Raw genomic sequence first — 14,089 nt, 5'->3', positions numbered from 1 at the left:
CACCGACGTCCGCCCACTCGTCTCCCAACGTGTGGGATCGGCGGTGCGATAGGGTCTGGACATGCGCTTAGGTCGAATTGCGAGTCCTGACGGCGTGGCCTTCGTGTCCGTCGAGGGCGACGGAGACGACGCCGTCGTCAAGGAGATCGCCGAACATCCCTTCGGTACGCCGACGTTCACCGGCCGGTCGTGGAAGCTGGCGGATGTTCGGGTGTTGGCGCCGATCCTCGCCAGCAAGGTGATCTGCATCGGCAAGAACTACGCCGCACACGCGGCGGAGATGGGCGGCGAGGCGCCGGCCGACCCGGTGATCTTCCTCAAGCCCAACACCTCGATCATCGGCCCCGAGGTACCCATCGTGCGTCCGCCGTCGTCGCAACGGGTCGATTACGAGGGAGAACTCGCGGCCGTCATCGGACGCCCGTGCAAGGATGTGAAGGCCGCGCAGGCGAAGGACGTGATCCTCGGATACACGGTCGCCAACGACGTGACCGCCCGCGACCACCAGCAGGCCGACGGTCAGTGGACCCGCGGCAAGGGGTACGACACCTTCTGTCCGCTCGGCCCGTGGATCGACACCGCGCTCGATCCGTCGGACGTCGAACTCGTGACGGAACTCGACGGCGAGGTCAAGCAGCGGACCCGGACATCGCTGATGCTCCACGACGTCGGTGAGATCGTCGAGTGGATCTCGCGCGTGATGACCCTGCTGCCCGGCGACGTGATCCTCACGGGCACCCCGGAAGGGGTCGGGCCCATGGTCGCCGGTCAACGTATCTCGGTGACCGTCGACGGTATCGGTACGCTCTCCAACCCGGTGGTGGACAAGTGACAGCTCCCAGCACGGCCCGTGTCAACGGGATCGACATCTCCTACAGCCTCGCCGGGTCGGGCCCGCTCGTGGTCATGGTCATGGGAACCGGAAGTCCCGGCCGCGTCTGGAAGGCGCATCAGGAACCCGCGCTGGTGAAAGCCGGCTTCACCGTCGTGACGTTCGACAACCGCGGTGTCGCACCGTCGTCGGAGTGTGCCGAGGGTTTCACGCTCGACGACATGGTCGCCGACACCGCGGCCCTGATCGAACACCTCGGCCGCGGTCCGGCGATCGTGATCGGCACCTCGTTGGGTGCCCGGATCACCCAGGAACTGGCGCTGGCCCGCCCCGACGTGGTCAAGGCGGCGGTGATGGTTGCGACGTACGGCCGCAACACCCCACTGCAGGAAGCGATCTCGGCCGGTGAGCGGGCCCTCTACGACAACAAGATCAAGCTGCCACCGGAGTACGAGGCCGCCATCACCGCGCATCTCAACCTGTCGCCGCACACGCTCGACGACGACCGCACCGCGCGAGACTGGCTCGACATCATCGGGTTCTCCCCGCAGACGATCACCCCGGGCGTCCGCGCACAGCTCGAACTCCACAACAAGGAGTCCAACCGTCTCGCGGCGTACCGCGGCATCACCCGGCCCGCGCTGGTCGTCGGATTCGCCGACGACCGGACCCTGCCGGCGAAGCTGGCGCGCGAAGTCGCCGAGGCCATTCCGGGCGCGGAGTACGTCGAGATCGAGCGGGCCGGTCATTTCGGTTATCTCGAACAGCCGGCCGAGGTGAACCGGGTCCTGGTGGAGTTCTGCGAGCGCCACCGGGCCTGACGGCGGGCGTGCGGGGGCGGCGGTCGGCTTCGATACGCTGAGCCTCATGACCAGTAGTGAGGCCGTTCGCGTCCGATTCTGTCCATCCCCGACCGGCACTCCCCACGTGGGACTCGTGCGGACCGCGCTCTTCAATTTCGCGCAGGCCCGGCACGACGGTGGCACCTTCGTCTTCCGCATCGAGGACACCGACTCGTCGCGAGACAGCGAAGAATCCTACGAGGCCATCCTCGACGCCTTGCGCTGGCTCGGTCTCGACTGGGACGAGGGGCCGGAGGTGGGCGGTCCCTACGGTCCCTACCGGCAGTCCGAGCGGCGGGAACTCCATGCCGACGTCGTCGCCCGCCTTCTCGAGGCCGGCGAGGCCTACGAGGCGTTCTCGACCCCGGAAGAGGTGGAGGCCCGGCACCGCGCCGCCGGACGCGACCCCAAGCTCGGGTACGACAACTTCGATCGTGACCTGACGCCCGAGCAACGTGCGGCCTACCTCGCCGAAGGACGTAAACCCGTTGTCCGCCTGCGGATGCCGGACACCGACCTCACCTGGGACGACCTCGTGCGCGGCACGACGACGATCAAGGCGGGTACCGTTCCCGACTTCGCGCTGACCCGTGCGACCGGCGATCCGCTCTACACGCTGGTCAACCCGGTCGACGACGCGATGATGAAGATCACCCATGTGCTGCGCGGCGAGGATCTCCTGTCGTCGACTCCGCGGCAGCTCGCGCTGTACGACGCGCTGATCCGAATCGGCGTCGCCGACGCCGTGCCGGCCTTCGGGCACCTGCCCTTCGTGATGGGTGAGGGCAACAAGAAGCTCTCCAAGCGCGACCCCCAGTCGAACCTCTTCCACCATCGCGACCGCGGTTTCATCCCCGAGGGTCTGCTCAACTACCTCGCGCTGCTCGGCTGGGGTTACAAGAGTGATGTCGACGTCTTCAGCCTGGCCGAGATGATCGCGGCTTTCGATGTGCGACAGGTCAACTCGAACCCCGCACGGTTCGATCAGAAGAAGGCCGACGCCATCAACGCCGAGCACATCCGGATGCTCGAGGTCGCCGACTTCACGGCGCGGCTGCGGTCGTATCTCGTCGCGCAGGGCAAGCTCCCCGAGAGCGCCGACGACGAGACCTTCGCGGCTCTGGCCGAACTCGTGCAGACGCGTATCCAGGTCCTCGGCGACGCCTGGGACCTCATCTCCTTCGCCTACGTCTCCGACGACGAGTTCACGATCGACGAGAAGGCGGCGAGCAAGAACCTGGGCGCCGACGCGGTGCCGGTCCTGGACGCCACCATCGCCGCGGTCGAGTCGCTGGACTCCTTCACCACCGCCGCACTGCAGGACGCACTGAATGCTGCGCTGGTGGACGATCTGGGGCTCAAACCGCGCAAGGCGTTCGGTCCCGTACGCGTGGCGGTGACCGGCTCCCAGGTCAGTCCGCCGCTCTTCGAATCGATGGAGATCCTGGGTCGCGACAAGGCGCTCGCGCGGCTGGCCTCGGCACGGGAGATCGCAGCCAAATAGTGCCGCTGAGCTGCACGTTTGTGGACTTACGGTAACCCTTTGATACTCTCTTTCTCGGCAGTTTTCCGCAAGGAGAACCAAGCCAATGGGGTATGGTGTAATTGGCAACACAGCGGTTTCTGGTACCGCCATTCTAGGTTCGAGTCCTGGTACCCCAGCGGACAGAAAGAGATCGAGACCGTGCTAAGGTCTTGATCGCCGGAAGTTCCCATGGCCCCGTCGTCTAGCGGCCTAGGACGCCGCCCTCTCAAGGCGGTAGCGCGGGTTCGAATCCCGTCGGGGCTACGAGAAACACCCTTCCTCTGCGATGCAGGGGGAGGGTGTTTTTCATTGCGCGACAGACCATCTCGTCCGTGTTGCGATGATCACACCGAAACACGGACAAGGGTCGGAAGGTGTCGCGCCGGGACTGCGGTCAGAGGAATTCGGCGGTGGTGCCCGAGGCCGGCATCTCGGGGATGCCGAGCTTGCGGTGGTCCCAGGAACGGGTGCGGGACGGACGGATCCGGACGGCGACGCGCTTGTTCATCATCTGCTCGACGAATGGTCGCGACTCTTCGGTGTAGGGCGCTGTGTAGCGTTCCCAGACGCTGATGCCGACCTTCAGGCACGAGTCCGGGTCGTCGAGGATCTCGGCAGTGCCCTCGAAGGTGACGCCGCGCAGTGTGTCGTAGGTGTCACCGTCCTCGATCATCACCGAGCACCGGTTGTTGCGACGGATGTTGACCGCCTTCTGCGACTTGGATTTGGTCTCGAACCAGATCTCGCCGTCGATGATCCCGTACCACATCGCCACGAGGTGGATGCTCCCGTCCGCTCCGGTGGTGGCGAGGGTCGCGGTCCGGCTGCGCGCCACGAACTCCGCGATCTCGGCCTCGGACATGACGATCTGATTGCGTTGGTTGACTCCCATTCCCCGACGCTAGCCCACCGGCGGGTCCATCGGAACCGCTCCGGGTGCAACGGCTCTGGGTCAGGGACGTGCGGCCTGGAGGCGTTTGTGGATGGCGTCGGCGGCGGCGAGCAGATCGGCGGCCCAGCGTGCACCGGGTCGTCGGCCCATCCGGTCGATCGGCCCGGACACCGAGATCGCGGCGACCACGTCACCGTTGCCGTCGCGCACGGGAGCCGACACACTCGCGACTCCGGCGGCGCGTTCACCGGCACTCTGGGCCCACCCGCGCCGGCGGATCTCGTGCAGTGCGCGCTCGCTGAAGACGCTGTCCGGCACGAGCGCGCGCTGGGTGGCAGGGTCGGCCCAGGCGAGGAGGACTTTCGCCGCGGACCCTGCGCTCATGGGGAAGCGGGTGCCCACCGGCACGGTGTCACGCAGGCCGGTCGGTGGTTCCATCGCGGCGACGCAGACGCGTTCGGCACCTTCGCGGCGATAGACCTGAACCGATTCGCCGGTGATGTCGCGGAGCCGGGGGAGGACCATGAGAGCCGACTCGGTGACGGGATCGTGTGCCGAGGAGGCGAGTTCGCCGAGGACGGGGCCGGGCTGCCAGCGGCCGGTGACATCCCTGGTCAGAAAGCGGTGCGTCTCGAGTCCCACGGCGAGTCGATGTGCCGTCGCCCGGGGCAGACCGGTGCGCTCGCAGAGCTCGGAGAGATTGCACGGCGCCTCGGCGATCGCGTGCAGCACCGCCACGGACTTGTCGAGCACTCCGATTCCGCTGCTGACCGCGGATGCGGTATCCTTTCCCATAGGACGATACTAGCTGTCCAAATAGTGAGATGCACGTTCGAAACACAGCCAGAACGTCAACACCGCGTGCAGAGTCCGAAGAACCCGAGCAGATAACGAGTGAAGCCATGAGCAACAGCCCAGCCCAGCCGCTGACTCTCGCCGAGAAGGTGTGGCGCGACCATGTCGTCGTCCCCGGTGACGTCGATGCGTCCGGCAACACCAATCCCGACCTGATCTACATCGATCTCCACCTCGTCCACGAGGTCACCAGCCCCCAGGCCTTCGAGGGTCTGCGCCTCGCCGGTCGTCCGGTCCGCCGACCGGATCTGACCATCGCGACCGAGGACCACAACGTCCCGACGGTGGACATCGACAAGCCCATCGCCGATCCCGTGTCGCGGACCCAGGTCGACACGCTGCGCAGCAACTGCGAGGAATTCGGCGTCCGCCTTCATCCCATGGGTGACGCCGAGCAGGGCATCGTCCACGTGGTCGGGCCGCAGTTGGGCCTGACCCAACCCGGCATGACCGTCGTGTGCGGTGACAGCCACACCTCGACGCACGGTGCCTTCGGAGCGATCGCGATGGGTATCGGTACCAGTGAGGTCGAGCACGTCCTTGCGACGCAGACCCTCTCGCTGCGCCCGTTCAAGACGATGGCGATCAATGTCGACGGCGAGCTCCCGCCCGGTGTGACGAGCAAGGACCTGATCCTCGCGATCATCGCGAAGATCGGCACCGGCGGCGGGCAGGGTTACGTGCTGGAGTACCGCGGGGAGGCGATCCGCAAGCTCTCCATGGAAGCGCGGATGACGGTGTGCAACATGTCGATCGAGGCAGGCGCCCGGGCGGGGATGATCGCACCCGATGAGGTCACCTACGAGTTCCTCAAGGGCCGCCCGCATGCCCCGTCGGGTGCCGATTGGGATGCTGCCGTTGCCTATTGGGACAGTCTGCGCACCGATCCCGGTGCCACCTTCGACGCCGAGGTGCACATCGACGCCGCCTCGCTGACCCCGTTCGTCACGTGGGGGACCAATCCGGGACAGGGTGCACCGCTCGGCGCCGCGGTACCCGACCCGGCGGAGTACGGCGACGAGGTCAAGGCTAGTGCCGCGGCCAAGGCGCTGGAGTACATGGGCCTCGAGCCCGGAACGCCGCTGCGCGACATCAAGGTCGACACGGTCTTCGTCGGCTCCTGCACCAACGGGCGGATCGAGGACCTGCGCGAGGTCGCCGGCATCCTCAAGGGGCGCAGGGTCGCGGACGGGATGCGGATGCTCATCGTGCCCGGTTCGATGCGGGTGCGTGCACAGGCCGAGGACGAAGGACTCGGCGAGATCTTCCTCGCGGCCGGCGCCGAATGGCGGCAGGCCGGGTGCTCGATGTGCCTCGGCATGAACCCCGACCAGCTCGCCCCGGGCGAGCGGTGTGCGTCGACCTCCAACCGCAATTTCGAAGGGCGCCAGGGCAAGGGTGGCCGAACGCACCTCGTGTCTCCAGGAGTGGCAGCGGCCACCGCGCTGCGCGGCACCTTGTCCGCGCCCGCCGACCTGGACTCGCAGCCGGCGCCCGCCGATCTCGGTTGAGTCACGGTCCGACCCATATCCCAGCCACATCATTCGAACAGGGGCTTTTCTCATGGAACCGTTCACCGAACACACCGGTATCGGTGTCCCGCTGCGTCGCAGCAACGTCGACACCGACCAGATCATCCCGGCCGTCTATCTGAAGCGGGTGACGCGCACCGGCTTTGAGGACGGTCTGTTCGCCGGTTGGCGGACCGATCCCGACTTCATCCTCAACAACGAGCCCTGGAGCCGCGGGTCGGTCCTGGTCGCCGGTCCCGACTTCGGCACCGGGTCGTCGCGTGAACACGCGGTCTGGGCGCTGTCCGATTTCGGCTTCCGCGTGGTGATCTCGTCGCGTTTCGCCGACATCTTCCGCGGCAACTCGGGCAAGGCGGGTCTGGTGGCCGCGCAGGTCGAGCAGCCCGACGTCGACCTGCTGTGGAAGCGCCTCGAGGAGAATCCTGGCCTCGAAGTGACGGTGAGCCTTGTCGATAAGACGGTCACCGCCGGAGACCTCGTGGTGCCGTTGGCAATTGATGGCTACACGCGGTGGCGTCTGATGGAGGGTCTCGATGACATCGGACTCACGTTGCGCCAGGTAGAGGCGATTTCCGAGTACGAGTCGGCGCGTCCGGCATTCAAGCCGCGCACCCTCGCGGACTGATTCCGCACCGCCGCGGCGGGGACATCTCGCCGCGGCGGCACCGTCGTGAGCTGCCATGCCATTTCGCAACACGGCGTCCTAATTGGCGTGGAAGATGGACGTTTTCACATCCGACGTTTACCGTGTGTTGGTAGCTGGCCGAAACTCGGTCAGATCAGCTTGCGGAGGTACTCATGAACAAGGCGGAGCTCATTGATGAGCTGACCAAGAAGCTCGACGCGGATCGCAAGACTGCGACTGAAGCCGTCGAGCTCGTCGTCGACACGATCGTGCGCGCAGTCAACAAGGGCGAGAGCGTGACGATCACCGGCTTCGGCGTATTCGAGAAGCGGAAGCGCGCACCGCGCGTCGCCCGTAACCCGCGCACCGGCGAGACCGTCAAGGTCCGCGCGACCTCGGTGCCGGCGTTCCGTCCGGGCGCTCAGTTCAAAGCTGTTGTGGCGGGCAAGCAGAAGCTGTCCGCGACCGGTCCGGCTGTGAAGCGCGGAAGCGGGGCCACCACCACGGCAGCCAAGAAGGCTGCGCCGGCGAAGAAGACGGCCGCCAAAAAGACGACCGCCGCCGCCAAGAAGACCACGGCGGCCAAGAAGGCTCCGGCGAAGACCACGGCGGCCAAGAAGACCACCGCGGCGAAGAAGGCTCCGGCGAAGACCACGGCGGCCAAGAAGACCACCACTGCGGCGAAGAAGGCTCCGGCCAAGAAGGCGGCGCCGGCGAAGAAGGCCACCGCGGCGAAGAAGGCTCCGGCCAAGAAGGCTGCCGCGAAGAAGACCGCGGCGAAGAAGACCACCCGTCGCTGACCTGCGGGACAACCGCGGTCGACGACCACAATTCAGCCCCCGGCGTACTTCCCCCGCCGGGGGCTGAATCGTGTTCGGGGTCAACCGGCGGAGGGGCGCGGGACTCAGGCTGTCGGGAGCGGCCCGGCGATGTGATCGGCCGCCACCAGCCGGCCGTCGAACAGGGACAGAACCCACACACTGCCCTTGCGGTTGGAGGCCTTGGGAAGCGGGATCGAGTCGCGCTCGGACCACCAGTCCATGAGGGGCGGGATCACCTTGCCCTGACTGCAGACCGCCAGGGTCGACGTCGTGTCGGCGGCGAGTTCGAGGATCCGGCGTTGCGCCGCTGCCGGATTGGTCCGATACGTCTCCTCCGACAGATCCGGCTCGCTGTGCAACTCGACCCCCAGCCGGTCGCGTAGCGGTTCCAGGGTCTGCTCACAGCGGACGCGATCGGCCGAGTGCACCCGGCTCGCCCCGAACGCGATCAGCAGTGGGGCGAGGGCGGCGGCTTGCGCCCGGCCGAGTTTGTCGAGGGGCCGCAACCGGTCGTCGCCCTTGTAGGTCGAGCGCCGACCGGCCTTGGCGTGCCGTACCAACAGGAACGTGTGCAGGTCCGCGGGTAGCCGCACGAACTCCTCGAGGATCGTGCGATCGAGCGGATAGCTCAACATCTCCCGGGCCTCGTCGACGGAGAGCCACCGCAGCTCGTCGACCTCGTGCCCGGCGACGAACTCTCCGTCGGACGCTCGCGCCGACCAGTAGCGCACATGCTTGCGGGTACTGCCGAGGTCGTAGTGGACGTCGTCCAGGTGCCGGCCGAGAACGACGTGTTGGCCCGTCTCCTCGGCGATCTCGCGCACCGCCGTGTCGATGAGGGTCTCGCCCGGCTCGGCCTTTCCCTTGGGCAGCGTCCAGTCGTCGTACTCGGGGCGGTGGACGACCGCGATCTCGACATCGTCGATCTCGGCGGCATCGTTCCCGGTCGGACCGGGGACAACCGGTCGCCAGACCACACCGCCGGCGGCCCACACCTCATTAGTCTTCTTCGCCATGTCGATGGTGATCGTAGAGGTCGAAGGTTACGCGTCGGTGCCGGTCACGAACTGGTCTCCGGCCGACGACGATTGCGCCGCATCATCTGTCGCTGATGGTCGCGCACCTCTTCGCCCTCGGCGGGTGAGGCCACCCAGCTCCCGTCGGACTGCAGGACCCAGCAGCGGGTCCGCGGATCGAGGGCGGAGGCGAAGATGTCACCGAGTTCACCGGCCAGACGCTCGTCACGGACGTTCACCATGACCTCCACGCGCCGATCGAGATTGCGGTGCATCATGTCCGCGCTGCCGAACCAGTACTCGTTCTGCGCACCGAAATACAGGATTCGGGAGTGCTCGAGGAACTGCCCCAGGATCGACCGCACGTGGATGTTGTCGCTGTAACCCTCGACCCCGGGCCGCAGCGCGCTGATGCCACGGACGACGACGTCGACGGGTACCCCGCTCTGCGAGGCCCGGTACAGCGCATCGATCACCTGCTCATCGACCAGTGCATTCGCCTTGAGCTGGATTCTCGCGCGCGTGTCGCCGTCGCGGAACAGCTCGATCTCGCGATGGATCCGTTTGATGATGCCCGCCCGGATGCCGTGCGGCGCAACGAGGATGTTGCGGTACTCCTGCTTGCGGGAGTAGCCCGTCAAGGTGTTGAACAGGTCGGTCAGGTCGGCGCCGATGTCGGGGGCCGCGGTCAGCAGGCCCACGTCCTCGTAGAGCCGCGCGGTCTTCGGGTTGTAGTTGCCGGTCCCGATGTGGCAGTACCGCTTGATCGTCGAGCCCTCGCGACGCACCACCAGGCAGGTCTTGCAGTGGGTCTTCAAACCGACGAGGCCGTAGACGACGTGGACGCCGGCCTGTTCCAGTTTGCGGGCCCACTTGATGTTCGCCTGCTCGTCGAAGCGGGCCTTGATCTCCACCAGCGCGACGACCTGCTTCCCGGCCTCGGCGGCGTCGATGAGCGCGTTGACGATCGGGGAGTCGCCGGAGGTGCGGTACAGCGTCTGCTTGATGGCCAGGACCTGCGGGTCGGCCGCGGCCTGCTCGATGAACCGCTGCACGCTCGTCGAGAACGAGTCGTACGGATGGTGGACGAGTACGTCACCGTCGCGAAGAGTAGAGAACACGCTCTTGGGTGTCTCTCGCTCGCCGAACGCGGGGTGGGTGGCGGGGACGAACGGACGGTCCTTGAGATGCGGGCGGTCGAGCGCGTAGATCTCGAAAAGTGATGACAGATCGAGGAGTCCGGGCACCTGGATGACGTCGGCGGGGTCCACCTCGAGCTCGCGCAGCAACAACTCGAGCATGTGCTCGCTCATGTCGTCGGCGACCTCGAGCCGCACCGGCGAGCCGAACCGGCGGCGCGCGAGTTCTCGCTCGAGCGCCTGGAGGAGGTCCTCGTCGCGGTCCTCTTCGACCTCGAAGTCGGCGTTGCGGGTGATCCGGAAGACGTGGTGCTCAACGATTTCCATACCCGGGAACAACGTCCCGAGGTTGGCCGCGATCAGACTCTCCAACGGTAGGAACACCGCGCTCCTGGCGGCCTTGTCGTCGTCGGGCGCCCGAGCGGGCGACAGCCGGTCGACGCGGATGAAGCGGTTCACGTTGTCCGGTACCTTGACCCGCGCGAAGTGCTCGCCGCTCTCGTTGACGTCGCGGACCGTGACCGCGAGGTTCAGCGACAACCCGCTGATGTACGGGAACGGATGAGCGGGGTCGACCGCCAGGGGCGTCAGGACCGGAAATACCTCGTCCTGGAAATAATCGGTCATCCGCGCCTGCTGCTCGGCGGTGAGCTGCGACCAGGACACCACGTAGATGTCGTTGTCGGCCAACGCCGGTCGGACCGAATCGAGGAAGACGCGCGCGTGCCGGTCGGCGACGGTCTGCGCGCGTCCGGCGATGCGCATGAGTTGTTCTCGCGGCGACAGGCCGTCGGCGGACCGGACCGACAGGCCGGTCTCGTCGCGCCGCTTGAGTCCGGCCACCCGCACCATGAAGAACTCGTCGAGGTTCGAGGCGAAGATGGCGAGGAACTTCGCACGATCGAGGAGCGGCAGGGAGGTGTCCTCGGCGAGTGCGAGCACCCGGGAGTTGAAGTCCAGCCAGCTCAATTCCCGGTTGAGGTAACGGTCCTCGGGCAGGTCGGCGGATTCGTCGGGCACCAGGGTGGCGGCCGGCGGGGCATGCGGGATCGGTGTCGTGGTGACCGTGGCGGTCTGCGATACGTCATCGTCGGCGGGGCTCACCCCCCAATGATGACCCATCGCCGTCCCCGGCGTACACGCCCGCCGGTCGGACGCTTGTCGATTGCGGGTCGGGGTCAGAGATGACGCAGCGCAGCGACGGTGTGCGGTCCGAGGCCGAGCTCGCGGGCGACGCCCAGGTCCGCCGCGGTGTCGACGTCGGTGCGCAGGTCGGCCCACTCCCGGCCGGCCGGGTCGAGTTCGACGGCGCCGGCGGCCCGGTGGGCGGCCGCCGAACCGGGACCGAAACGGGGAGCGGGGACGCCGGTACCGGTGCCGTGCAGCAGCACCGTCCCGGAGCCGTCCCGGTCGGTGACGAAGCTCGAGCGGTGTTCACCGGCGGCGCGCAACACGGCGGCGACGGACGTGCTCGTCGCCGCCGGCAGATCGGCCTGCACGTACATCAGGCCCGTCGACTCGGGCCACGCCTCGCGCGCCCAGCGCGCACCCTCGACGAACGCGGAGTTGAGACCGGCGTCCGCGGGTGCCCGGTGCGGCGACTCGCTCAGGCCGCGCATGCCCGAGCGCCGCGCCGCGGCGAGCACCTCGTCGTCGGGGCTGACGACGACGAGCCGAGAGATCCCGGCGCCGCGCAAGGCGTCGACGGTGTCGAGGAACATCGCCAGGACGAGGGAACCCCGGGCGACGGGGTCGTCACCCTCGAATGCGGTGGACAGCGTCGCCGCCAGTCGTGACTTCGCGCGGTGCAGATTCTTGACCGCCAGCACGGCCGCGACCGACGTCGCGACGGGCTCGTTGCCCCCCGCGTCGACGACCGTCGAGTCGGCGCCCGCGCCGACGGTGCTGTGTTCCATGCCGACCATCATGATGCACCGACCCCTGGTCGGTGACATTCCGGGTCGGCCATACCCGGCAGGCACTAGGGTGAGCAGGGTCGGCCGTCCGGCCGGCGCCGGCGGTGGGAATACGGAATTGGGCTTGCCCGGTGGGAGGTTGCGGTGCGCGCAGCGGTGATGGGTGCGGGTTCCTGGGGAACCTCGGTGGCGAAGGTGCTGGTCGATGCCGGTACCGACACCGTGATCTGGGCGCGGCGACCCGAACTCGCCGAGGCGATCAACACCGAGCACGTCAACGCCGACTATCTACCCGGCATCGCGCTGCCCGCCGCGCTCACCGCGACGAGTTCGGCGGTCGATGCCCTGCTCGGCGCCGACGTCGTCGTCTGCGGTGTCCCGTCGCAGTCGTTGCGCCCCAACCTGACGCAGTGGACGCCCTACATCGGGTCGGATGCGTCGTTGGTGTCGCTCGCCAAGGGCATCGAATCCAACACCCTGCTGCGGATGAGTGAGGTCATCGCCGAGGTGACCGGTGTCGCCGACGACCGGATCGCGGTGCTGACCGGGCCGAACCTGGCACGCGAGATCGCGGAGGGTCAACCGGCGGCGACCGTGATCGCCTGTGCCGACGAGGCGCGGGCGGTGACGCTGCAGAGCGCGTTCAGTACGCGATACTTCCGGCCGTACACCAACACCGACGTCGTCGGATGTGAGATCGGCGGCTCTGCGAAGAACGTCATCGCGCTGGCCTGCGGGATGGCCAGCGGCATCGGGTTCGGTCAGAACACCCTGGCGACGATCATCACTCGTGGGCTCGCCGAGACGATCCGGTTGGGCGTCGCGGTGGGCGCGCAGATCGAGACGCTGGCGGGTCTCGCCGGGATCGGGGATCTCGTCGCGACGTGTTCGTCGCCGTTGTCGCGCAACCGCACGTTCGGCGCGCGGCTGGGGGAGGGTGCCACCATGGCGCAGGCTCAGGAGGCCACCAACGGGCAGGTCGCCGAGGGCGTCAAGTCGTGCTCGTCGGTGCGTGCGCTGGCCGAGCGACACCAGGTGCCGATGCCGCTCACCGACGCGGTCCACCAGGTCTGTCACGACGGCATGTCGGTGGCCGACGCGGTCAATTCGCTGTTGGGCCGCAGCACCAAGCCGGAGATCTACCGGGACTGAGCGCCCGCCGCCGATCAGCCGAAGTCGAGCGGTCCCCGTTCGAGGGTGCGGTCGATCAGTCCCGAGATGTCGGTGATGGGTCCGTTGCCGGCGTTCGTCGGAATCCACATCGCGACATAGGGCCGGTGGTCGACGCACACATAGGCCTGGCCCGAGCCGTCGACCGTGTCCGTGATGAACCACTGGACCCCGGCCTGGCCGGCGGCGTGGATCTCCTGGAGACTGCTGGTGGGAGACAGCTCGGCAGGTCGGGTCACCCCGCACCGAAGTGTCATGTCGTCGCCCGGGCCGGTCGACGGCCACGTCGCGCGGTCGCCGGAGACCTCTTTGGTGCCGAAACCCTCGAAGGTGTCCGGTGCTTCGGTGAGCAAGCGGGTGCACTCCGCGGCGACCGGGCCGACGGAGTCGTAGGACTCGATCGGGGTCACCGGATCGGGGCGCATCGCGGCGAACACGATGAAGCCGGCGAGCACCATCACCGGAATGGCTACCAGGGTCGCGACGAGTGCGGGGCTGAGACGTCCGCCGCCGCCATACCGCGCGGAGTCCTCGGCGGATTCGCCGTCGACGGGATCCTGCTGGGTGTCATCCGAACCTGCTGACGTCACCCCACAACAGTAGGAGTCGGTCTGCCGAACCCGCGCACGGGGACCCGTCACGATCACCCGTCGTGGGCGGCCGGCCGACGCCCCTCAGCGCGTCGTGGGGACCACCGGGCAGGTCAGGGTGCGGGTGATCCCGTCCACCTTCTGGATCTGCGGAACCACGTTCTCGGTCAGGTGGGTGGCATCGGACGCGTCGACCCGGACGATCACGTCGTACGGCCCACTGACCTCTTCCGACGAGGCGACCCCGGCGATCTCGGCGATGGTCGCAGCTGCGAGGGCGGCCCTGCCGACCTCGGTCTGGATCAGTATGTATGCCTGAACCACGGACATCCTC

The 14,089-nt window shown here is 67.5% G+C and carries 14 protein-coding genes and 2 tRNA genes; 9 read left to right on the top strand and 7 right to left on the bottom strand.

What is annotated here, in order from left to right:
• Positions 1 to 61: 61 nt before the first annotated feature.
• From Q9R39_RS01745 to Q9R39_RS01725, 5 genes are all read left to right on the top strand, one after another.
• On the top strand, positions 62 to 832 hold the full coding sequence (locus tag Q9R39_RS01745; protein ID WP_078112922.1) for a fumarylacetoacetate hydrolase family protein: 771 nt from the start codon (positions 62 to 64) through the stop codon (positions 830 to 832).
• Complete coding sequence (locus tag Q9R39_RS01740; protein WP_065632710.1) at positions 829 to 1,653, top strand: alpha/beta fold hydrolase; 825 nt, start codon at positions 829 to 831, stop codon at positions 1,651 to 1,653. Before Q9R39_RS01745 ends, Q9R39_RS01740 begins: the two co-directional genes overlap by 4 nt.
• A gap of 46 nt (positions 1,654 to 1,699) precedes the next feature.
• Positions 1,700 to 3,178 carry a glutamate--tRNA ligase gene (gene gltX / locus Q9R39_RS01735; protein WP_078112921.1) on the top strand — a complete coding sequence of 493 codons (1,479 nt, stop codon included), beginning with the start codon at positions 1,700 to 1,702 and terminating at the stop codon, positions 3,176 to 3,178.
• Positions 3,179 to 3,264: 86 nt separating this feature from the next.
• A tRNA-Gln gene (locus Q9R39_RS01730) sits at positions 3,265 to 3,336 on the top strand.
• A gap of 54 nt (positions 3,337 to 3,390) precedes the next feature.
• Positions 3,391 to 3,463: transfer RNA gene (locus Q9R39_RS01725), tRNA-Glu, on the top strand.
• Positions 3,464 to 3,593: 130 nt separating this feature from the next.
• On the opposite strand, the gene Q9R39_RS01720 is transcribed toward Q9R39_RS01725, so the two are convergent.
• Both Q9R39_RS01720 and Q9R39_RS01715 read right to left on the bottom strand, forming a co-directional pair.
• Entirely contained in the window at positions 3,594 to 4,091 is a 498-nt protein-coding gene (locus Q9R39_RS01720; protein WP_058252126.1) for a PPOX class F420-dependent oxidoreductase, read from the bottom strand.
• A gap of 60 nt (positions 4,092 to 4,151) precedes the next feature.
• A complete protein-coding gene (locus tag Q9R39_RS01715) occupies positions 4,152 to 4,886 on the bottom strand; it encodes an IclR family transcriptional regulator (protein WP_058252125.1) in 735 nt (244 codons plus the stop codon).
• Between the two features lie 107 nt (positions 4,887 to 4,993).
• Between Q9R39_RS01715 and leuC the strand changes: the two genes are divergently transcribed.
• From leuC to Q9R39_RS01700, 3 genes are all read left to right on the top strand, one after another.
• Positions 4,994 to 6,457 (top strand): 3-isopropylmalate dehydratase large subunit, encoded by a 1,464-nt coding sequence (leuC, locus tag Q9R39_RS01710; RefSeq protein WP_078112920.1) that lies wholly within the window; start codon positions 4,994 to 4,996, stop codon positions 6,455 to 6,457.
• A 52-nt stretch (positions 6,458 to 6,509) separates the two neighbouring features.
• Positions 6,510 to 7,103 (top strand): 3-isopropylmalate dehydratase small subunit, encoded by a 594-nt coding sequence (gene leuD / locus Q9R39_RS01705; protein WP_078112919.1) that lies wholly within the window; start codon positions 6,510 to 6,512, stop codon positions 7,101 to 7,103.
• Between the two features lie 173 nt (positions 7,104 to 7,276).
• Positions 7,277 to 7,903 (top strand): HU family DNA-binding protein, encoded by a 627-nt coding sequence (locus Q9R39_RS01700; RefSeq protein ID WP_078112918.1) that lies wholly within the window; start codon positions 7,277 to 7,279, stop codon positions 7,901 to 7,903.
• Positions 7,904 to 8,007: 104 nt separating this feature from the next.
• On the opposite strand, the gene Q9R39_RS01695 is transcribed toward Q9R39_RS01700, so the two are convergent.
• The 3 genes from Q9R39_RS01695 to cofC form a co-directional block, all read right to left on the bottom strand.
• Positions 8,008 to 8,940, bottom strand: a complete 933-nt coding sequence (locus Q9R39_RS01695; RefSeq protein WP_058252121.1) for an NUDIX hydrolase — start codon at positions 8,938 to 8,940, stop codon at positions 8,008 to 8,010.
• 44 nt (positions 8,941 to 8,984) lie between these two features.
• Positions 8,985 to 11,183: an RNA degradosome polyphosphate kinase gene (locus Q9R39_RS01690; protein ID WP_137808992.1), complete on the bottom strand. Its 2,199-nt coding sequence runs from the start codon at positions 11,181 to 11,183 to the stop codon at positions 8,985 to 8,987.
• 74 nt (positions 11,184 to 11,257) lie between these two features.
• Complete coding sequence (cofC, locus tag Q9R39_RS01685) at positions 11,258 to 11,995, bottom strand: 2-phospho-L-lactate guanylyltransferase (RefSeq protein WP_065632753.1); 738 nt, start codon at positions 11,993 to 11,995, stop codon at positions 11,258 to 11,260.
• A 144-nt stretch (positions 11,996 to 12,139) separates the two neighbouring features.
• Here cofC and Q9R39_RS01680 point away from each other — a divergent pair, with 144 nt between their 5' ends.
• The gene (locus Q9R39_RS01680) at positions 12,140 to 13,147 is read left to right on the top strand and encodes an NAD(P)H-dependent glycerol-3-phosphate dehydrogenase (protein WP_058252120.1); all 1,008 of its coding nucleotides are present in this window, start codon (positions 12,140 to 12,142) and stop codon (positions 13,145 to 13,147) included.
• A 14-nt stretch (positions 13,148 to 13,161) separates the two neighbouring features.
• Here the strand turns inward: Q9R39_RS01680 and Q9R39_RS01675 are convergent, their stop codons facing one another.
• Together Q9R39_RS01675 and Q9R39_RS01670 are read right to left on the bottom strand one after the other, a co-directional pair.
• A complete protein-coding gene (locus Q9R39_RS01675) occupies positions 13,162 to 13,755 on the bottom strand; it encodes a DUF3515 domain-containing protein (RefSeq protein ID WP_311277004.1) in 594 nt (197 codons plus the stop codon).
• An 84-nt stretch (positions 13,756 to 13,839) separates the two neighbouring features.
• Positions 13,840 to 14,085, bottom strand: coding sequence for an Lrp/AsnC ligand binding domain-containing protein (locus tag Q9R39_RS01670; protein WP_058252118.1), 246 nt, complete (start codon positions 14,083 to 14,085; stop codon positions 13,840 to 13,842).
• Between the last annotated feature and the right edge of the window lie 4 nt (positions 14,086 to 14,089).

The sequence above is a fragment of the Gordonia sp. AC31 genome, from assembly GCF_031844505.1.
Lineage (GTDB): Bacteria > Actinomycetota > Actinomycetes > Mycobacteriales > Mycobacteriaceae > Gordonia > Gordonia hongkongensis.
The sequence above is the reverse complement of the archived record's forward strand: the minus strand, read 5'-3'. Positions and strand labels throughout refer to the sequence as shown.